The following is a 20219-nucleotide window of genomic DNA, read 5'->3' as shown; positions in this document are numbered from 1 at the left end:
GGATAAGTCACCCTGTAAGTATTCCAAAGAATCCCGGCAACTGTTCATTTCGCCACCGTTCGTAGAACTGATCTCACACTTTGGTGTCATAGAGTTGGACCGGAGGCGGGGTAACTAATGAGAGATGTGGCGAAGCTGAGCTTAGCGCGAGGCTATATTGACCGCGATGAGCTCACGCGGATGGATTCGCGTGCGCTTGCCAGTGCGCGGGCGTCGAGTCAGGCGCGTTTTATCTTGGTTTCGGGTTCAGAAGTGGCGGTGGATCCTCAAGATCCACAAAGTCTTCTCAAACTCAGCCGAGATGATGCGGCCATGTGGGGGACGTCGTCGTCGGCTTATCTGGGCCGGGATGCGCAATGGCGTTACTTTGCCTGCGATGTCACGGGCCAGATCCCTGAAGGGGACGTGCAGCCACCACGCGTGCCGCTCATGCGGCCCGTGAGGTTCTGGGCGCACGAGTGGAACGATGTGGATACTGCGCTCGCGGTCTCTGGTGTGGCTGTGCTTCAGTGGCGCCGCGATGCACGCTTCTGCCCACAATGCGGGGAACCGGTTGAAGTGCGCTTTTCCGGGTGGGAGGAGGAGTGCGCAAATCACCACATTCTGTACCCACGGATGGATCCGGCAGTCATCATGGCAATTCACGATCAGAATGATCGGCTGTTGCTCGGCAGAAATGCTGCGTGGGGCCCGGGGCGTTATTCCGTGCTTGCCGGATTCGTGGAGGCGGGTGAGACGCTTGAGAGCGCAGTGCGCCGCGAGGTCTTTGAAGAGACTCGGATTCCCGTGGCAAGGGTCGAATACTTCGGCTCGCAGCCGTGGCCATTCCCACGCTCCCTTATGCTGGCTTTCAACGGTTGGACAGAGGCGGGCGAGTCAGACTTGGCTGTGGACGGTAAAGAGATGGCGCACGCCCATTTCTTTTCCCGGGATGAGTTCACGGAGGAGCTAAGGGCGGGCACCATTTCGATGCCAACTCCCACCTCAGTGGCTGCAAGCCTCGTGCAGGATTGGTTGGGTACCACCTTCGCTGAGGTCATGGCACGCTAGTGATGTGCGCCCGTGGCCGGTAACGTTGTGCCACGCTAATCGCGAACCCCGCCCTGTTGATTGCATAGGAGAAGTGTCCCTAGACCGTGTCACACTTGGATGTTATGGAGAACGACGAGCTTCTCAGCCATCTTGACCCCGAGCAGCGCGAAGTCGCCACAACTCTGCGTGGACCGCTGTGTGTGCGGGCAGGTGCGGGCACCGGTAAAACCCGTGCTATCACCTATCGCATTGCCTATGGCGTGCGCACTGGAGTTTTCCAACCTAATCACGTTCTGGCTGTCACCTTTACGTCACGAGCAGCAGGGGAGATGCGTTCGCGCCTTCGTGACCTCGGGGTTTCGGGGGTCTCCGCTCAGACTTTCCATGCCGCTGCGTTGCGCCAGCTCTCATACTTCTGGTCCACGGCCGTAGGCGGACGCGTTCCACCGATTGCTGAGCACAAGTTGTCATTGGTTTCCCAAGCGGCAGGCCAGCTTGGCATGAGCACTGACAGGGTCTCGGTGAGGGACCTCGCGAGTGAGGTCGAGTGGTCCAAGGTCTCCCTTGTTACCCCGGAAAACTATGCGGAACGTGCTGCCCAATCGGGCCGCGCTGCTGTGGCAGGCTATTCGGCACCTGAGATATCTCAGCTCCTGCGCACCTATGAGGATGTCAAAACCAATCGCAATGTCATAGATTTTGAGGATGTCTTGCTGATCTTGGTGGGGATTCTGTTGGATCGCCCAGACATCACGCGTGCAGTGCGCGATCAGTACCGTCACTTCGTAGTTGATGAGTATCAGGACGTTTCGCCGCTCCAGCATCGCCTGCTCCAGTTGTGGTTAGGAGATCGTAAAGAGCTGTGTGTGGTGGGTGACGTCTCGCAAACTATCTACTCATTTACTGGCGCATCTTCGCACTATTTGGCGCATTTCGTACAGGAGTATCCGCAGGCCAAGGTAGTGGAACTGGTGCGGGACTACCGTTCCACTCCACAGATCGTGACTACCGCGAACCAAGTCATCGCCCCGGATTCGTCAGAGGGTGCGGTGCGCCTCGTGTCCCAGCTCCCTTCTTCGGTTCCTGTCCAGTGGAATGAATACGCCGACGACGTCGCTGAAGCCGAAGGAATCGCATCCCACATTGCTAACCTGCGTGAACGCGGCGTTCCCTTACATGAGATTGCGATTCTGTACCGGACCAATGCGCAGTCTGCGGAGTTTGAAAGTGCGCTTTCTAAGGCTGGAATTGGCTATTCGATTCGTGGCTCGGAACGCTTCTTTTCGCGGCGTGAGGTGCGCGAGGCCATGGTAGCGATGCGAGCTGCTGCGCGTTCCGGGGTGGAAGGCAAGCTTTCTACCAATGTCCGCACAGTCTTGCGCCAGACAGGGTGGCGCGATGAGGCGCCAGAGCAAACGGGAGCGGCACGGGACCGTTGGGAGGCGCTCAACGCACTCAATACCCTTGCCTTCGAACTTGAGGAGTCCCGGGGAGCATCCATGCTCGAGTTTGTTCAGGAGCTTGAGGAACGCGCCCAACTCCAAAACGCCCCCGAAGTGGACGGTGTAACCCTTTCCTCACTCCACGCTGCGAAAGGACTCGAATGGGACTCTGTGTTCCTCGCCGGTATGAGCGAAGGGCTCATGCCGATCTCCTTGGCAAAAGGTGAAGCTGGCGTCGCAGAAGAGCGCCGCCTCGCCTATGTGGGGATTACTCGTGCCAAGCAACACCTCCTGATCTCCTATGCCAAGGGTAACGCCGGGCGAGGTAACCGAAAGATGTCGCGTTTCCTTGAATCGGTGTGGCCACAACCTGCCAAGCCGGTCTCCCGCACTACCTCATACCGCCAGCGCAGGGCTGCTCAGGTGGAAGAGTTTGCGGCCCAGCACCCAGAGGATCTGGATCTGCTCGAACAACTCATGGAGTGGCGCACTGGCGTTGCCGCAGAACTAGATCGGCCAGCTTACACCGTGTTACATGACACGACTCTACGTGCCATTGCCATAGCGAAGCCGGCCGAGCTGGCTCAGCTCGGCCGCATCAAGGGCATTGGGTCTACCAAGCTTGCCGCGTGGGGAGAAACCATCTTGAGCATTGTGGCAGCCAGTACCAGCCGTAGGTAGCTTGGACTTTCCGTCGGTAGGTTGGACTTTCCGTAGGTAGCCAGTACCTCCCGTAGGTAGCTTGGACTTTCCGTAGGTAGCTTGTGCCTCCTTCGGGGTGTAGTCCGCGCGGCGCAGGACCTTACGGCAGTTCGGGAAGCTCCGCGGTGCAGCCACATCCTTGGTGTGGCGGTATCTGGACCTCCACCATGCTTCCTGGCAGTGGTGCGATGCGATACTGCCGGTTCTCCATACGGTTGGCGCCATGGTCAAGTTGCGTGAGGATCGCGCGGACAGATAGAGCGGTCGCTGCGGCAAGTGAGGATTGCTCCGGGATCAGCGAAGATGCGCTGAGGGCCTGGGGAAGAAGAAGCCGCCAAGCTGGATCTGATTCGAGAAGATGTTGGTACACACATCCTGCGCATGCCGAACGGCGCGGTTGGACCAGTGGACCCACACATACGTCCACATCTTCAGTCCACACGAGAAGATGCGGCAGGCCCGCGAACATGTGCGGCATAGCCTCATTCGGATTGATGATGCGAGACCCGGACAGAACGGCCATGTCTGGTTCCCCTGTCACTCGAATGCCCGGCGCGACCTGGCGCACAGCGAAGAGGAAGCCGTGATAGCGCGAGGACCCTTCCCACCTTGGATATAGGGCAGGGTGGTCGCTGGAGCTAATCGGGGTGCGATCGTGAAACACGATCGCACCCACGCCCGCGCGTGCAAGCGCTAGGCCGATCGATACGCCCATTACATCCAGCCTCTCAATCAACACGGAGTGGTGATCCCGCTGCGGGGAGGAACCGGATAGCTTCAACGCTTTGTCGCAGTGATCGGTCCCGTAGGACAGAAGCACACCCGCACGCGAGAGCATCATGAGAATCTCGCTCACTCGGCCAGCTTCGATGCCTTTGCGGGAAGCAAGACCATCGATCTCTGGTTCGGTCCGCGGCGTGCTGAGGAAGGAGACGAGCTCCTGCTCTGTTACCGATAGACCTTCGACCACCACGGCTGCGCGCGGATCGAGCCCAATCTGGAGGTCAGTCCGGCTGCGCCAAAAGATACCGAGTTCAGGTGGAATATGCATGCCCCGAGGCTAGTTGCGCGCCACGGGGCATGCGTCAGAGATTCACAGGATGTGGATGGCGATCTGCTCGCCTACTTCTCCCCATATCCTGGTTCGTGTGGTGCATCGCCGTCCATGCCGCCCTCACCTAAGAGTTCATTGAGGAATGCATCCAGTTCTTCTTCCACATTCGAGGATGCCCCGCTGAAGAATGAACTGGGATCCTCCAACACTTCAGCAGAGGGAAGGAGGTCCGGGTGAGCCCACAGCGCATCGCGGCCCGCTTGGCCGAGCTTCTCGAAGGCCATCTGCCAGAATCGGGTGGCCTCACGAATCTTGCGAGGTTTGATCTGCAAGCCAACCAACGTTCCGAAGACTTGGTTAATGGGGGAATCGGTGGCGCTGCGCCGCTGGAACATCTCGCTGAGCGGAACGGCGTGGGGGAGTTGGGCAGCAACCGCGCGCATTGAAACAGCGCTCACCCAGCCTTCGACAAGTGAGATGAGGTGCTCAAGGCGCAGAAGAGTTAACTTCTGCGATTCGGTGGGTTCTGGGGAAAACACGTTCGTCAGATCAAGTTCTTGGAGATTCTGGGGGTTGAACCCCATGTTTCGAACCTGTTCCTCGATCGAATCGGTATCGATCTCTATGTCATTGGCGTAAGCCGCCACGGTATCGAGGATTTGGGGTCGGAGCCAGCTGATACGCGAATACAAGCGGGAGGCGGCCTGTTCACGAACCGCCACGAACAACATGACCTCTTCTTCTTGAACTTCGAGCCCCTCAGCGAAGTCAGCAATGTTTGATGGGACCAGAGCGGCCGTTTGCCCTTCGACCAGCGGAATGCCGCTGTCTGATGTGCCAAATGAGATCGCTGCAAGCTGCGCCAGCCCCATTCCGAACTGCATACCCAAAAGCGATGCAATGATCCCCTGCATCATGCCGGCGGGGTCTCCGCCAAACATCGCGGTGACTTCATCGGGGGCTTCCGAGAGTTGTTCTCCCATCGCCTCGCTGAAAGCGCGAGAAACATTTGCTCCCACGGGTTCGGTCATGTGTTTGAAGGTTGGCAGCGAATGAGCGAGCCAGTCTAGGCGGCTCCAGGCCTGATTCGGCCCAGCGCACGGATCAATTTCAGTTGCGGGATCCAACCAAAGGTTGCCTGTCTGCAGTGCGGTACGTGCACGGTTTCCGGTGGCCGCATCAAGAGTGTCAAAGTGCTGCTTCTGAATGGTTTCGCGAGCAACTTGCTCGCCCACCTTCCAATTCACGGGACCATCACCGGCCGAACCGAGCATGGCCTTAACCTGAGCCACTACAGCATTAAAGTTGGCGGGATTCATCATCTCGTTTATTTGGGTGCTTGGGTCAATGCCCTGCTCACGCATCTGTGCCAGGACCTGCTCGGCCGCCTCGTCACCAAGAACAGCGCGTAGCATTTGCTCCCACTGGTCGGGACTCTGTTCGTCGCTCGGCTCGCTCATGGTGGCTCCTTTGTGTCTACTCAAGTACCAGCCTAGAGCGTCAGACCCTCTCAGCACACGGGGGTACGCCGCAGGCGTGAAAAGTTCGGGGCGTTGGGCATTAATGGAGATTTCCTAGCTACCTGCGGCATGATGGGGGACGTGTCAGATCGTCGTCGTGTTCAAATTGCCGGTGCTGCTTTCGGAGTTCTTGTAGCTGTGGGGCTCGTGATGCCCGGAGCATACATAGTGGAGTCAGCGGGTCCCGCGCTGGACGTCTCAGGCGAGTTCAACGGAGTCAATCTACTTTCCATCAAGGGCACTGAGACTTACGATTCGGACACCTCGTTCTACATGACCACAGTGAGCGCCGCAGGGACCTCGGATTTCGGAGTCACTGGCGCACAGGCTCTATTCTCGATTCTCTCTACCGAACAGCAGCTCATTCCGGTTCGCGCGATGTATTCGAAGTCTGAATCTGCCGCAGACGTTGACGAGCGCAATGCTGCCCAGATGAGCAGCTCTCAAGATTCAGGAACAGTGGCGGGCCTAGAAGCTGCTGGCTACACGGTGCCCATGACCCTCACGGTTACGGGAGCGGCAGAGGATACTTCGGCGGCTGACGTGTTCAAAGCAGGCGATGTGGTGAGGTCAATTACGGTTGGTTCGACGACGACGGACGTCACCACCTTCTCCGACCTTTCCGGAGTGCTCGGCACAATTGATCCGGGTACCACGGTCACTATTGGCGTGGATCGGGATGGCACGGAAGAGTCCCTACCAGTCACCACCATTGCCTACGAACCGGATTCGACCGGGTGGACGCATGCCGGTTCCCAACTGGGAATCTACCTAGAGACGAGCGACATTGAGTTTCCTGTCGACGTCACCTACGGAATCGAGAACATTGGCGGACCCTCTGCCGGCAGCATGTTTGCGCTCGCGATTTACGACAAGTTGACCGACGGCTCCTTGGGTGGAGATAACAAAATCGCCGGTACAGGAACTATGTCCTTCAGCGGAGAGATCGGCGCCATTGGCGGAATTCAGCACAAGATGCGTGGTGCGGCAAGCCAAGGTGCCGAGTACTTCCTTGCGCCGGCCGTTAATTGTGGCGAAGTAGTTGGCCATGAGCCATCGGGAATGCAGGTGTTCGCAGTTCGCACGTTGGATGAGTCGATTTCAACGGTCAAGGCAATTGCTGCTGGTGATACATCCCAGCTCACAACCTGCGAGATGGTTATGGAGGATTCGGGAACGAGCAGCGCCAGCTAGGCTGGGTTGAGTTCTTTTATTCGAACGTGGTTCGCAGTGCCTCGACGAGTTCTGGCACCAAATCCTTCGATTGCAGCACCTCGTCGTCGTGATCGTGCGAACGCAAACGCAGAGCACACCACGACTCCCCGGTCCGAGCAATACCAACCACCATACGCACGTCTTCGCGGCGCGGATCGCTGGCAAGGAACTTCTCCGCCTCGGCTTCGTCGTCGGGAATATCGTTCTCAGCTTCTGGCGGTAGCGTAATTCGCTCACAGCTGATGGCTGCTCCAGCAACCGATTCTGGCCAAGCAATCTGTGAAAGCAGGTGGTCAATGGAATCGGCAGGTGGCAACTCCTCTTGCTCTACCGAAAAGAAGGCCTCAGGGCTCGATGCTGCTTCGAGAGACACATCTGCTGGGAGCTCATTCGCGAGTTCTGGATGGTCAGCAAGCGCATCAGCAGAACGAATGAGCGCGAAGATGCGCACAGGACCGTCCCACCCGAAAGTGGAGACGTAGCTTTCGATCTCGCGGACCGCTTCCTTTATGGATTGTTGCCTTGACGTCACGGCACGATTCTGATGCACAAGGGGTACCAATGGCAAAACAATGAGCGAATCCGCAAGTCTGAATGTATTCGGTAAGCGTAGGCTCCTGTGATTACCCTGACGATTCGGCTAGATTTATGGGGAAACCCTATCGGGCCCCCAAACTGGGGTTTTCCTAAGATTCTCGAGGTATTAGTTTGTCCACGTCCCACGCGCCCCGTCCGCCTCAACCGAACTCAACTCGGCGATCAACTGGAGTTTTCATCCCCACATTGGTGGTGTTGGCCGCATTACTCATTGGTTTGACCATCCTTTCCTCTGTGTGGACCGATGCTCGGTGGTACTCACAACTGGATGCTGCACAGGTCTTCTGGAAGCAATGGGGCTGGAGTCTCTTGCTTGGAGTAGTGGGAACGCTCCTTGTTGGAATAGTTACCTATGTCAGTTTCCGCGTCGCCAAGCCACGTGAGTCGATCGAAGATCTGGCGACGCCGCGCGGTGGTTCCTCTCAGTACCGCCGTCAAGTTGAGAACCACCCGTGGATCTCGCGCCTCCTGGTGCCGCTCTTCATCGGCTTCATCTTCGGTGCACCGATGGCCGGCGAATGGCGCACGTACCTGACCTGGTTGAATCGCACAGCCTTCGGTACAACCGATGCAGAGTTTGGTAAGGATGTGGGCTTCTATGTGTTCACGCTTCCCGTACTGCATTCGGTATTGTCGTTCATCCTGACGCTACTGGTGCTCGGCGCGATTGCTGCAGTCGTGGGCCACTACGTGTATGGCGGGATTGATTCCGAAAACGGGAAGATCAGGCTCACCAAGCGCGCTCAGGTCCACTTTGGTGTGCTGGGAGCGGTCGCTTCCATCGTCGTCGCCGGCTATTTCTGGTTGGGGCGCTACGACATGCTGCTGGCAGATAACTCGAAGTTCGCCGGAGCGTCGTTCACCGATATCAATGCATCTCTTCCTGGCCGCACTGTGCTCGCAATTGCGGCATTGCTCGTTGCGGTCCTGTTCGTGGTTGCTGCGATTAAGGGCCTGTGGAAGCTCGCCGTGACAGGCATCTCGGTTGGTTTGGTGGCCAGCCTTGTGGTGCTGTGGGCGTACCCGGCCTTGGTTCAAAACTTCCGGGTGACTCCCAACGCTGTGGAAATGGAATCTCCGTATATTCAGCGAAACATCGATGCCACACTTACGGCATATGGCCTAGACGATGTGGAGACCAAGAACTATACCGCTGACGCCTCTGCAGAGGCTGGTTTGTTGCGCGAAGATGCGGATACCACCACGCAGATTCGCTTGCTCGATCCAACCATCGTCTCGCCCACGTTCAACCAGCTGCAACAGAACCGTCAGTATTACGCCTTCTCCGATGATCTTTCGGTTGACCGCTACACCATTGATGACTCGCAGCGCGATACCGTTTTGGCAGTGCGCGAGCTGAACCTCGATGGTTTGGATTCTGCTCAGCGCACCTGGGTTAATGACCACACCGTGTATACCCACGGATATGGAATCGCTGCCGCATACGGCAACACCACCACCGCTAACGGCGCACCTTCGTTCTTCCAGCGCGACATTCCTTCTGTGGGATCTTTGGGAGATTACGAACCGCGCGTCTACTTTGGCGAGAACTCGCCTGACTATTCGATCGTGGGTGCCGCGGCCGGAACAGATCCATGGGAGATTGACTTCCCAGATGATTCGGCGGATAACGGCCAAGTACTCACCACGTATTCGGGAGATGGTGGACCTCAGCTCTCGAATTGGTGGGAGAAGCTGATGTTTGCGATCAAGTTCAGGTCCACGGACATGTTCTTCTCAGATCGCGTCACCTCCAATTCTCAGATTCTCTATGATCGTGATCCGTCCGAGCGAGTGGCCAAGGTTGCCCCTTACCTCACTCTGGATTCCAAGGCGTATCCCGCTGTTGTGGACATGGATGGTGATAGCTCCACTCCGAAGCGTTTGGTATGGATCATTGACGCATACACAACGTCCAACAGCTATCCCTACTCCGCCCGCACTTCGCTTTCCAGTGCTACGGAAGATGCCCAGTCAACTGGCGTTTCAATCTATGGAGGCGAGGACGAAGTCAACTACGTGCGCAACTCTGTCAAGGCAGTTGTGGATGCGTATGACGGTTCTGTGACTCTTTACGAGTGGGACGATTCTGACCCGGTTCTTCAGGCTTGGGAGAACATCTTCCCGGGAATGATTACCCCAGTCTCAGAGATGTCTGGCGACCTGCTTTCACATGTGCGCTATCCGGAGGATCTCTTCAAGGTGCAGCGCACGCTGCTCACGAAGTATCACGTGACGGACGCTGCTTCGTTCTACTCCGGTGGAGACTTCTGGAACGTTCCGAATGAGCCCACGGAAACTTCGACCACTACAGCGACTTCCAGTACCACCACGGAGCTTCAGCCGCCGTATTACCTCACGATCCAGATGCCCACACAGGATTCGGCACAGTTCTCACTGACTACGAGCTTTGTGCCCGGTGGTACTACCAAGCGAAATGTGATGACGGGATTCTTGGCAGTTGATTCGAATGCTGGTGACACAGCGGGCGAAGTCCGGGACGGCTATGGGAAGCTGCGATTGCTCGAGTTGCCGCGCGATTCAACGGTTCCTGGCCCTGGCCAGGCGCAGAACAACTTCCTGACCGACTCCTCCGTCTCACAGACTCTCAACCTGTTGCGCCAAGGCGGTACCACCGTGGAAATGGGCAACCTGCTGAGCCTTCCTGTGGGCGGTGGCCTGCTCTATGTCCAGCCGGTGTATGTGAGTGCATCATCTGGTACTACGTATCCGTTGGTTCAGTATGTACTGACCGCTTTTGGTGATGGCAACATCGGATTTGCTCCCACTCTGGACGAAGCTCTTGATCAGACCTTCGGCGGCGATTCAGGTGCTTCAGCGGGTGACGCCAGCGTGGATAAGGGTGATTCCACGCCAACGGCCGAGCCGACCGATGATGCGACCGCTACCGCTACGCCTTCTCCAAGCGAGTCCGCTACATCGGACTCCACGGCAAGTGCGCAGGTGCGCCTTGACCAAGCATTGTCCGATGCACAGGATGCCTTGAACGCGGCCAACGATGCCATGGCAAACAGTGACTGGACGGCCTACGGCCAAGCGCAGGATGCTCTTCAGGCAGCTATCGCGGACGCGGTAGCCGCCCAGCAGGAGATCGACGGCAACTGACGAGGATCTGGTGACTGCTGCAGGCTAGTTGCTACTGGTGACTGTTGCCGGCTGATTGCCAGCCGTGCGGCGGATATGGTGAGCCCGGTGGCGGCGGAAGAGATTCCGCCGCCACCGGGCTTCGTCGTGTCAAGGGCCGTCGCTCGGGGTGTGTGCGTGGGTTGGGCATGCGGAAAAGAGGCAAAGGCTGGATGCGGCGCATTCCTGCGGTGGCACAGGACGGGGGTTAAGCCTGCTCATCGTGATTCAGATGGTCTCACTCAACCCATGATTCAATGGTGTGAGTAGGCCCACGCCCGAGGGGGTAAACCTTCAAAGAAGGGGCGTGCTAGACTTTATAAGCCGACGCGGGGTGGAGCAGTTCGGTAGCTCGCCGGGCTCATAACCCGGAGGTCGTTGGTTCAAATCCAGCCCCCGCCACTAAGAACAGCCCTTGATCTAGGATTTCCTAGATCAAGGGCTGTTAGCTTTTCTACTGAAGATACAGAAGTACCCGCATCGTGTTCTGGTGGTGGCTTCAGCAAGACGTTGCTCCAGTCGATCCCATCCGATGCTTGCGCTTCTTCTGTGAGCAACGATAGATACCAGTGCGAAGTGATCGACACTCTGAATGGTTGCCAGCAGAACTAGTTTAGATATCCAGAAAGCTCAATTCTCAAGCCATCTCTCTTGGTACTCATAAAACGAGAGTTAATGTATCGACAGAGACAAGTCCGTCTCATAGACACCGTGCTCGAGAGAGGAAAAGACATGCAGGATCTCACATCCACCGTCTCGTATCCAAGGGCTCCTCATAAAGCATGGGCCAGTTTCGCATGGGGTCTATTGAGTGTCCCCTACTCTTACATTCCCTTTCCGGCATTACTATCTCTTTGGTTCGCCAAGAAAGAGCTCCGCGACAGTTCCAACACAAAGGGACTAACGTACATTGGAATCATCCTCTCAGTGCTTTCACTTCTCGGTTTCGCAGTGATCATGATCCGTGTCCTTTCGCCCGTTGTAATTCCATAAACTGGTCACGGAGAATAGACACAATACCGAGGGCATTCGCGAACACGAAGAAGACCGATTGGGCCGCAACAACTGGAGTCAAAGTTGTCTCATATAACGGGTGCATATACACAACGGCCGCCACTGCGCTCAGCGATCCCAACAATCTTCCAGCATGTGGGACGTGAGCTATGAGTGGAAAGAATGACGAGCTGCTCAACAGTATCGTCGGGCAGTGGGTGTGCCTCAACGTGATGCAACCCGCTGGGATCCATCCGATGGCCGATGCACGCTTTGTCACCGCACATGCTCGTCCGATTGACGCTGAGGGGCTGGCGCACCTACAAGCGTTGCTGGAGTCCGATGCTTCTGACCTGTATCTCATGTTCAGGGAGAGCCTCGGTTCCATTCAGACGGCGATCGATTCGGTTGTGGGATGTGAGAGCTTCGATCAGGAATGGCTACGTGACTTGATCCAGCCAGTAGCGCATACGATACAGGTGGGGAAGCCCAATTGGTGGTCGCAGTCGAGTCCCAGTTTCGCATATCCGTATATGGCATCGGCACAGCCGCCGTCGCTATCACGATGCGCCTCCACCTATCCAGAGCCTCGTGCCGTTCGTGACCCAACCGGCGGCGACGCGCAGCGATTTCCGTATGTCCGTACGATGCCGATGAACCAGAATTTCCCCGAAATTGATCTGAGGAATCTCTTCTTAACGGCTCCACGCGACTGGTGCGCCTATCTTGAGCCCTCAGATGATAATACGGAACCCTCTGTTGCACGCTGCCTTGCTGATGTCGCGGTTGATGACTTCTGGTCTGTTCCATCAGTGCGGGAGCTCGACCGAACGCCAGTCGATATGCCCACCGAAGGTATCGCCGAAATTAACGGGCCCGCTGATTGGGCTCGGTTGGTCGAGAGATTCCCGCACCGCCGTCCCGGAGCAATCCTCCCCTGGAACCATCGTCCTGCCACGTGGGTAGACCTTGACATTGCGGGAGTCTCCCAGAAATATCGGGGCATCCACTTATCGTTCTGGGGATACTTGACGACGTCGTGCACCCCGTGGATCACCAGCCACGGCCCAACAGCCCTCGTGGGTTGGCCGCCCGCATCAATCATGCTCTTTCCCAAATAGAGTTGGTGGTTTCCCGGTCAGGGGTCAGGTTGAGCTCCAGATGGGCGACGTCGTACCACGCGCCATATTCCCAGCAGGCCTTGCGGATGACGCCGCCAGCGGCACCGGGTTATGTCTGGCTGAAGTCAAGAAGTACCATCACGTGAGTGGGGCGCGGACGGACTACCTCGTGGAATCCTGCAGCTATGAACGTTGCGAGCGTGCCATGAAATAGTTCATTGGAACGCCACTTTCCGCCGGAGACGTCAACCGGATACGCCTCAATGGCACGGGCGCCGTGGCTTCGTGAGTACTCAATCGCCTCGTCAAGTAGCAGAGCTGTGAGGCCCAATGAGCGGAACTCCCTGCGAACTACAAAGCAGCTCACAGTCCAGACATCTGGATCCTCCCACGGTTGCGTGGATAGTGGCGCGATCTTTCGGGAATGAGCGAGCCTAACGTGCGTAGCGCGAGGCCCAACGCGTACGAAACCAGCTGCGACGTCGTCGACGTAGAGGACCAAACCGGGGGCGAGGTCCGCGTGCATCTCTGAACGTAGCCGTTCCTGACGCTCGGCCTTAGTGGTACTGTCCCATTCCGAGCTTCTCATCATCCACCATTGGCACTGACAGCTGCGGCCGTCGCCGCCACCCGACAGAGCGTACTGGACGTCATCGAAATGGGACGCCGATGCTGGTTCTATCCTGACCGCAGACATGGCGCAGATGCTACACGACTTGGATGGGGAGCATCCCAGAACCGCGTGATTGAGGGTCCCTCTAATACCTAGTTGCGAGACCCCTCCAGTATGTGAGGGTCCTGCCGAGTTGGAGCGTATCCAACCGGCGGTATCAGGCGTCTTGAACACTACCGACGCCAGTAAACAGCAAGGAACGCCACCGTGCCCGCCTAGTAGGGGGAACGGTGGCGTCCTTTGCAATGAAGATATGCTCTCCAGCAAGTTATGGAGCCAGCTGCATGAGAACAATCCGTTGGTGTGAAGAAGTTGCGCTGCCTATCACGGCTCCGGAACGATGATGTCGCGAACCAGCTTGTCGAGGTCCGCATCTGCGTTGAGGAACTGGCGCAGTGTCTTGGCGGTGGGCCCGAAGGTCTCAAACTCCTCGATCGTCATCCCATCCACATCGTATGCACGGTTGAAATCGGGGATTCGGCGCAGTTGCTCAATGTAGTGTTCGTCCACTGGAACGTCCATGCGAGCTACTGGTTCATAGTCAGACCCATTGATGATCTTCTGCCACTTGAATGGCGGGGAAACGACGACGTCGCCGCCCTGGAACTCAGACCATTGGAGAACGTTGCGGAACGCAGCGCTCAGCAGGCGAGCACGAAGGCCACGCTCAATGGCTTCGGCAGACTTAACAGCCTGAGGGACGGAGAAGGATACTGTGACGTTCATTGAGGCGCCACGGTAAGTGGCATCTTCGATAGCCTCAATACCGGTCTTTGTTGCAGGTACCTTCACAACGATGTTGGGAGCAAGTTCGGAGAACTCAACGGCTTGATCAGCGCCCTGCGGTCCGCAAGGTTCCCGTGGCGCAGAACGTCATCGCCGTTCCGCCGGCAAGACTCCCGCCCAGTGACTGGGGAACCGCCTGCTGTGGCAAGAACGCGCTGTAGCCCGGCCTATTCGGCGGTCGCTTCTTCGGTCGATTGCGCAGGGTCCAACACCGCACGCACGATCGCTTGTATGGCGAAGTCAGTGGTCGCGGCCAAGTTAACGCCGTCTGGGTCCATTAGCCACTGGTACTGAATGCCATCCATGGCCGCGAGGATGGATGTTGCGGCCATCTCGGCGGTGTTGGATGCGATTCCGCGTTGCGCACACAGTGCCCGGAAGTTCTCAGTAATCTGATCGCGCAGGGTGCTGTATCGCGACTCGAAGTATTCGCGGGTGGCACCGTTGTTGGCGATCGCATCCGCGCTGAGAGTGACGAAGGTTTGGACGATGCCGGGGCGTTGCATGTTCAGCTCGGCGGTTTGGGTGAGATGCCGGAACTGCTCTAGCCCTTGCGGCATATGGTCGACGGCTGGTCTGGGTAGGTCGTGTGTGTCCCTGTAGCGCACTGCCTCAAGGAGAAGTTGCTGCTTGCTTCCAAAGTGGTGAAGTACTCCGGCGTGGGTCATTCCGACTCGTTCAGCTATCTCTTGAAGTGTGGCCTGGGAGTACCCATTGGTGCCAAATACTTCAACAGCTGCGCGCAGGATCTCGGCGCGCTTCTCAAGCGTCTCAGGGCGAGGCTTGAGCGCCCGGTGGGGCGGCGCTGCCTTGCGTTCTGTGTGGGATGTGTTGGTTTTCTGACGAGGGGGCACGGGCCAATTCTCCATGTCGGTGCTTGGTACCGCAAACGATTGTCATTGGTCGAACCCAAGCAACGTGAGTGATGCGGCCCCTAGCAGGGGCTCGCATGTGTGGTTCATGTAGTGCGAAAGAATCCAGCATGTCGCGGGTCGCGTGGACGGGAGTTTCTTGCACACGGGATGGGTTAGTGGATAGTCTATACTTCAATTACTGACAGTCAGTAAGTAAATGGTTTCGACGAGGATGCTTTTCTCACTTTCATCGATCCCACGTGCTGGCTGCCAACCCCCAGCGGTGTTCAAGCGCTGGTTTCCGTCAATGACGACACACGGATTCTGGATTGAAGGACTAGTTGATGGACCACAAACTCCCATATCAGGACAGCTCCAACTCGGTCACTGACCGGGTTGAGGACCTCATGGCCAGAATGACAGTTGAGGAGAAGGTTGGGCAGATGCTCCAACTTGATGCTCGAGGCGACGTCGAAGATGAGGTCCTCAACAAGCTGGCGGGTTCCTTGCTGCATACCTCGCCGGAAAAGGTGTTCCAAGCAGCAAAGCTCACTGCGCAAACACGGCTTGGCATTCCTTTGCTCATCGCCGATGACTGTATTCACGGTCACAGCTTTTGGAGCGGAGCAACCATCTTCCCTACTCAGTTGGCAATGGCGGCAAGCTGGGATCCAGAACTGATCGAGAGAGTTGGCCGAGCCACTGCGGTTGAAGTCGCTGCAACGGGCATTCACTGGACCTTCTCACCAGTTCTCTGCATCGCGAGAGATCTGCGATGGGGCAGAATCAATGAGACGTTTGGCGAGGATCCGCTCCTGATTGGGGATCTAGCCACAGCCTTGGCGCGTGGATATCAAGGTGACGGTTTGGCTGACAAGACGGCCATTCTGGCAACTGCCAAGCACTTCGCAGGATATTCAGAGACGCAGGGCGGCCGCGATGCCTCGGAAGCAGACATCTCCCATCGGAAGCTTCGTTCGTGGTTCCTCCCGCCGTTTGAACGGGCGGCCAAGTCCGGGATCGGCAGCTTCATGCTTGGATACCAGTCCACAGACGGCGTACCTATCACTCTCAACGATTGGCTCCTCACAGACGTGCTGCGCGGTGAGTGGAACTACAACGGCGTGCTCGTTACAGACTGGGATAACGTAGGTCGCATGGTCTGGGAGCAGCACGTGCAGCCTGATATCGCACACGCCTCAGCTGCCGCAGTAAAAGCGGGCAATGAGATGATTATGAACACGCCCACCTTCTTCGAAGGAACCTTGGAGGCTCTTGAGAAGGGGCTACTGGTTGAATCCGACCTCGACAACGCCGTCCGCCATATTCTGACGGTCAAGTTTGAGATGGGTCTGTTCGAGGATCCCCGCCAACCGTCCTCCGATCCCACTCTTATTGCGTCCCGCATTGGAACTCGTGAACACCGTCAGCTGAATCTCGAGGTTGCCCGCAAGTCCGTGGTGCTTCTGAAAAATGATGGAACACTACCTTTGGAACCGACTACGCAGCGCATCGCCGTCGTCGGTCCTCTTGCCGACGACGCCCAAACACAGCTGGGAGACTGGGCCGGTTCGTCTGGCCAAGTCGATTGGATGATGGAGGGGCAGCCTCGCGAGTTGATCACTACCGTGCTCGACGGTTTGGTGAATCAGACTCCTGAATCATGGGAGGTGACCTACTCACAAGGTGCGAAGATCCTTCGGCTAGAGCCTGATTCCTCTGGTAGGACTTTCCCGGATGGCCAACCGTTTCCTCCGGTTCCGGTTGCCGAACTGCCGGATGAGGAAATGATCGCTGAAGCTGTGGCTAATGCCGAGGATTCGGACGTCGTGGTCGCTGTGGTGGGAGATCGAATAGAGCTTGTTGGAGAGGCTCGGTCTACGGCCACGCTCGAACTGATAGGCGGTCAGATTGCACTGCTTGATGCCCTCATCGCCACAGGAAAGCCCGTCGTGGTTGTGTTGCTGGCCTCCAAGCCGCTTGTGCTGCCTGAGTCTGTGAACCGTGCTGCGGCCTTGCTGTGGGTAGCAAACCCGGGAATGGAGGGCGGCAATGCGATTGCTGAAATCCTGCTGGGCGCCATAGAACCATCTGGCCGCCTGCCGATCTCCTTTGCGCAGCACGTCGGGCAACAGCCCACGTACTACAACCAGATTCGGGGTCAGCACGGCTACCGTTATGCAGATTTGACTCAAGCCCCGGCGTTCGCGTTTGGTCAGGGCCTCTCATATACAAGCGTTGAGTACTCGGATGCGCGAATCGATCAGCCTGTCGTGGGCGAGCTGGATGTGGTGCGGGCCCACGTAACGGTCACAAATACAGGCAAACGCACGGCAGTGGAGACGGTTCAAGCATATGTCTCTGACCTCGTGACTTCGGTTTCCTGGACAGACAAGGAACTGAAGGCCTACCGGCAAGTTGAGCTGCTCCCAGGGGAATCCCGCGTGGTCCAGATCGAGATCCCCGTTGCGGACCTAGGGATTGTCGATGCCCACGAGAACAGGGTAGTAGAACCAGGCGAATTCGATCTGTTACTCGGCTGCTCTTCACGCTCTGAGGACCTCATGGCTGTTCGCTTTGAGGTAGTTGAAGGTCGCTGACCCTTGCCGTAGCTGTGGCCGTGTGCACAAAATGGGCGCATGGCTACAGTTACATTCAAAGGAATTCCCGTTCAGACAATTGGTGAGTTGCCGGCAGTGGGTGCGAAGGCACCTGAGTTCTCGCTGACCGGATCTGACCTTGCGGACGTCACCAGTGGGTCGTTCGCTGGTAAGCGCATCATTCTCAACATTTTCCCAAGCCTGGATACCGGCACGTGTGCGGCCTCCGTGCGTGAGTTCAACAAGCGTGCCGCCTCACTCGACGATACCGTGGTGGTGTGTGCTTCGGCGGATCTTCCATTTGCGGCCGGGCGCTTTTGCGCTGCTGAAGGTATCGACGACGTCGTGACCGGCTCCAGTTTCCGGTCCACATTCGGCAAGGACTTCGGTATTACTCAGGTGGATGGGCCGCTTGCGAACCTCTTGGCGCGATCGGTCGTGGTGTTGGACCGGGATGGCACCGTTGTGTACACCCAGTTGGTTCCAGAAATCACCACTGAACCCGATTACGATGCCGCCATCGCGGCGCTTGCGTAATAGCGAAAACGAACGTGAGGGCCCGGTCAACCACCGGGCCCTCACGTATGTGCCAGCCGAGTCTGCGCTCAGCGTCTGGCTAGTTCGTCTGCCGGTGCGGTTACACCAGTAGAAATGGTGGAGGTATCCGCGATGTTCTCTGCGACTACTTCCTTGTACTTGGTCAGTTCGGTGTAGAGCTCGTCGCGAAGCGGATTGAGGCGATGGCGCCGAATCGTACGCAGCTGATAAACGAGCACACAGAGGTTGGCGGTCAGAGACAGTGCGGCAACTGTGAACAGGGCTTCAGGCTTGCCGGAAGCATGTACTGCGAACTGTGAATCAGTTACGAAGGCCGGGACGGCCATCGTGAACATCATCCACAGCGCAAGGGTGTGTGCACGGTGCTGCAGCCATGCGCCTCGTTTGATGAAGAATGCCGGGATTGTGCAGGAGATCAGCAGAGCGGCGCCAGCGTAGAAGGAATGGTCGCCTACACAGTTGTAGACGTAGGAGAAGTTCCACAGATCGTACGCAATGATCCAGAACCACAACATGTCAGGCCAGATCATGTCCTTTGACTTGTCGCGGGAGATGAAGATACCGACCCATCCGCAGATGGTCAGCAGGTTAATGAGTCCGGCAATGCCATTCATCCAGTTCCACGGACCCGAGAGCATGTGGACGCCGTCCACGATCCCGTCTGCTCCCATGGAGCCCACCTGGAAATCACGGATGCAAGCTTCGATGATGTTGATAGCCAAGATGGCCGGTGGGAACCACAAAACCCACTTCTTCGCTGCGACGCGAGGGAAGTAGCGGATAGCCATGAAACCAAGGCAGCCAGCCAGAGCGGAGTAGACCTTCACCCAGTGGAACCAGGTTCCGGTGGACGAGCCAGCGCCTGCGGTGGTTGGCCAAACAAAAAGCGTGAGAATAATGGGAAGAGCGATAAAAAGGAGGATTCCGCCGGCTTTCCACCGCCTAGTTACTTCATTGAGTCCAATGAGCGCACCCAGCACGGCAAACCATGCGATCCATGAGTACCATGGAATAGATTCAAATAAAAACATGACAACGTTCCCCTTGATGTGTTCCGAGCCCCTTGATGTGTTCCGAGAATCGGCGGTGACTCTCTCACATCAAACGTATGTGACCGGCCTACTTGTCCCACATAGACAGATTTGCGGATGTGTGAAAGCCGGGGCAGAAATGCAGTAGTGTCAGGCGCGAACATTCACCCACGATGGGACTAAGTGCCCAGAATGATTCGGCAGTAAGTAACCATGACGAGGAGTTCGGCGGAAATGTCAAACGCGAACGCCACGCAAGACGCACTGGGTGCGTTACTAAAGGAAGAGCTGCGATCACGCCCTCTTTCGAAGATCACCGTGGCTGGTCTGACAAGTGCAGCAGGCGTGAGCCGCCAGACCTTCTACTACCATTTCGCAGACGTGTACGAACTGGCGGTGTGGGTCTTTGAACGCGACATCGCTCATCACATCATGGCCCACGCCAGCTATAGCGAGTGGGCGCAGGGCTTCCAGCAGATGCTCACATATATGAAGAACAATCGGGAACAGACGTACGCCACCATCAACTCGTTGAGCCACCGCGAACTGGAACGGTTCTTCATGCATCAGTTCCAAGGCATGACTGCGGCTATTGTGGCAGAACTCGAAGGGGATCTGCAGCTGGAGCCGGAGAGCCGCACCTTTGTGATCGATCACTACGCGATGATCGTGTTGGGCCATCTGCTCCATTGGTTTGCCGGAGGGATGAGGGAGGAGCCAGCTGATTTGGTTCCCCGGATTGAACTCATCTTGCGCGGGAGCGTGCGCGCTTCCTTAGAGCGGTTTGGTGCCGGATCCGCTGTAACGCACTCTTAGTTGTAGGTCGGAAGCACTGTGCCTCCGGTGTTGGTTCTCCGGTAGCCCGCTTCTTGCGTTCAATCGGCGCAGCGGAGCTGT

The 20219-nt window shown here is 57.2% G+C and carries 14 protein-coding genes, 1 tRNA gene and 1 pseudogene; 9 read left to right on the top strand and 7 right to left on the bottom strand.

Annotated features, from left to right (window positions below; genetic code table 11):
• The first annotated feature begins 126 nt into the window (after positions 1-126).
• Together nudC and H2O17_RS09345 are read left to right on the top strand one after the other, a co-directional pair.
• Positions 127-1050 carry an NAD(+) diphosphatase gene (gene nudC / locus H2O17_RS09350; protein WP_182049425.1) on the top strand — a complete coding sequence of 308 codons (924 nt, stop codon included), beginning with the start codon at positions 127-129 and terminating at the stop codon, positions 1048-1050.
• Between the two features lie 104 nt (positions 1051-1154).
• Positions 1155-3155 carry an ATP-dependent DNA helicase UvrD2 gene (locus H2O17_RS09345; protein ID WP_182049424.1) on the top strand — a complete coding sequence of 667 codons (2001 nt, stop codon included), beginning with the start codon at positions 1155-1157 and terminating at the stop codon, positions 3153-3155.
• 121 nt (positions 3156-3276) lie between these two features.
• Here the strand turns inward: H2O17_RS09345 and H2O17_RS09340 are convergent, their stop codons facing one another.
• On the bottom strand, positions 3277-4227 hold the full coding sequence (locus H2O17_RS09340; RefSeq protein ID WP_182049423.1) for a hypothetical protein: 951 nt from the start codon (positions 4225-4227) through the stop codon (positions 3277-3279).
• Between the two features lie 71 nt (positions 4228-4298).
• Positions 4299-5690 (bottom strand): zinc-dependent metalloprotease, encoded by a 1392-nt coding sequence (locus H2O17_RS09335; protein ID WP_182049422.1) that lies wholly within the window; start codon positions 5688-5690, stop codon positions 4299-4301.
• Between the two features lie 141 nt (positions 5691-5831).
• Between H2O17_RS09335 and H2O17_RS09330 the strand changes: the two genes are divergently transcribed.
• The gene (locus H2O17_RS09330; protein WP_246311218.1) at positions 5832-6944 is read left to right on the top strand and encodes a YlbL family protein; all 1113 of its coding nucleotides are present in this window, start codon (positions 5832-5834) and stop codon (positions 6942-6944) included.
• Positions 6945-6960: 16 nt separating this feature from the next.
• Here the strand turns inward: H2O17_RS09330 and H2O17_RS09325 are convergent, their stop codons facing one another.
• Entirely contained in the window at positions 6961-7497 is a 537-nt protein-coding gene (locus H2O17_RS09325; RefSeq protein ID WP_246311216.1) for a PPA1309 family protein, read from the bottom strand.
• 254 nt (positions 7498-7751) lie between these two features.
• On the opposite strand from H2O17_RS09325, the gene H2O17_RS09320 reads away from it, so the two are divergent.
• The 3 genes from H2O17_RS09320 (at position 7752) to H2O17_RS09310 (ending at position 12820) form a co-directional block, all read left to right on the top strand.
• A complete protein-coding gene (locus tag H2O17_RS09320) occupies positions 7752-10688 on the top strand; it encodes a UPF0182 family membrane protein (protein WP_281363084.1) in 2937 nt (978 codons plus the stop codon).
• Positions 10689-11034: 346 nt separating this feature from the next.
• Positions 11035-11108, top strand: a tRNA-Met gene (locus tag H2O17_RS09315).
• A 761-nt stretch (positions 11109-11869) separates the two neighbouring features.
• A complete protein-coding gene (locus H2O17_RS09310; protein WP_182049420.1) occupies positions 11870-12820 on the top strand; it encodes a hypothetical protein in 951 nt (316 codons plus the stop codon).
• 109 nt (positions 12821-12929) lie between these two features.
• Here H2O17_RS09310 and H2O17_RS09305 read toward each other — a convergent pair whose 3' ends face one another.
• The 3 genes and pseudogenes from H2O17_RS09305 to H2O17_RS09295 all read right to left on the bottom strand — a co-directional run bounded on the left by H2O17_RS09305 (position 12930) and on the right by H2O17_RS09295 (position 15133).
• On the bottom strand, positions 12930-13517 hold the full coding sequence (locus H2O17_RS09305) for a GNAT family N-acetyltransferase (protein WP_182049419.1): 588 nt from the start codon (positions 13515-13517) through the stop codon (positions 12930-12932).
• 300 nt (positions 13518-13817) lie between these two features.
• Positions 13818-14330 (bottom strand): annotated as a pseudogene (locus H2O17_RS09300) (transaldolase family protein); the annotation flags it as partial.
• A 116-nt stretch (positions 14331-14446) separates the two neighbouring features.
• On the bottom strand, positions 14447-15133 hold the full coding sequence (locus tag H2O17_RS09295; protein ID WP_220456753.1) for a TetR/AcrR family transcriptional regulator: 687 nt from the start codon (positions 15131-15133) through the stop codon (positions 14447-14449).
• 344 nt (positions 15134-15477) lie between these two features.
• On the opposite strand from H2O17_RS09295, the gene H2O17_RS09290 reads away from it, so the two are divergent.
• Both H2O17_RS09290 and tpx read left to right on the top strand, forming a co-directional pair.
• Positions 15478-17733, top strand: coding sequence for an exo-beta-d-1,3/1,6-glucosidase (locus tag H2O17_RS09290; protein WP_182049417.1), 2256 nt, complete (start codon positions 15478-15480; stop codon positions 17731-17733).
• Positions 17734-17772: 39 nt separating this feature from the next.
• Positions 17773-18270 (top strand): thiol peroxidase, encoded by a 498-nt coding sequence (gene tpx / locus H2O17_RS09285; RefSeq protein WP_182049416.1) that lies wholly within the window; start codon positions 17773-17775, stop codon positions 18268-18270.
• Between the two features lie 68 nt (positions 18271-18338).
• On the opposite strand, the gene H2O17_RS09280 is transcribed toward tpx, so the two are convergent.
• Positions 18339-19322 carry a DUF5692 family protein gene (locus tag H2O17_RS09280; RefSeq protein WP_182049415.1) on the bottom strand — a complete coding sequence of 328 codons (984 nt, stop codon included), beginning with the start codon at positions 19320-19322 and terminating at the stop codon, positions 18339-18341.
• Between the two features lie 234 nt (positions 19323-19556).
• Between H2O17_RS09280 and H2O17_RS09275 the strand changes: the two genes are divergently transcribed.
• A complete protein-coding gene (locus H2O17_RS09275; protein ID WP_182049414.1) occupies positions 19557-20138 on the top strand; it encodes a TetR/AcrR family transcriptional regulator C-terminal domain-containing protein in 582 nt (193 codons plus the stop codon).
• The last annotated feature ends 81 nt before the right edge of the window (positions 20139-20219 follow it).

It is taken from the genome of Changpingibacter yushuensis (assembly GCF_014041995.1).
Lineage (GTDB): Bacteria > Actinomycetota > Actinomycetes > Actinomycetales > Actinomycetaceae > Changpingibacter > Changpingibacter yushuensis.
Note: the sequence above shows the minus strand (reverse complement) of the source record. Positions and strands in the feature narration are given on the sequence as shown.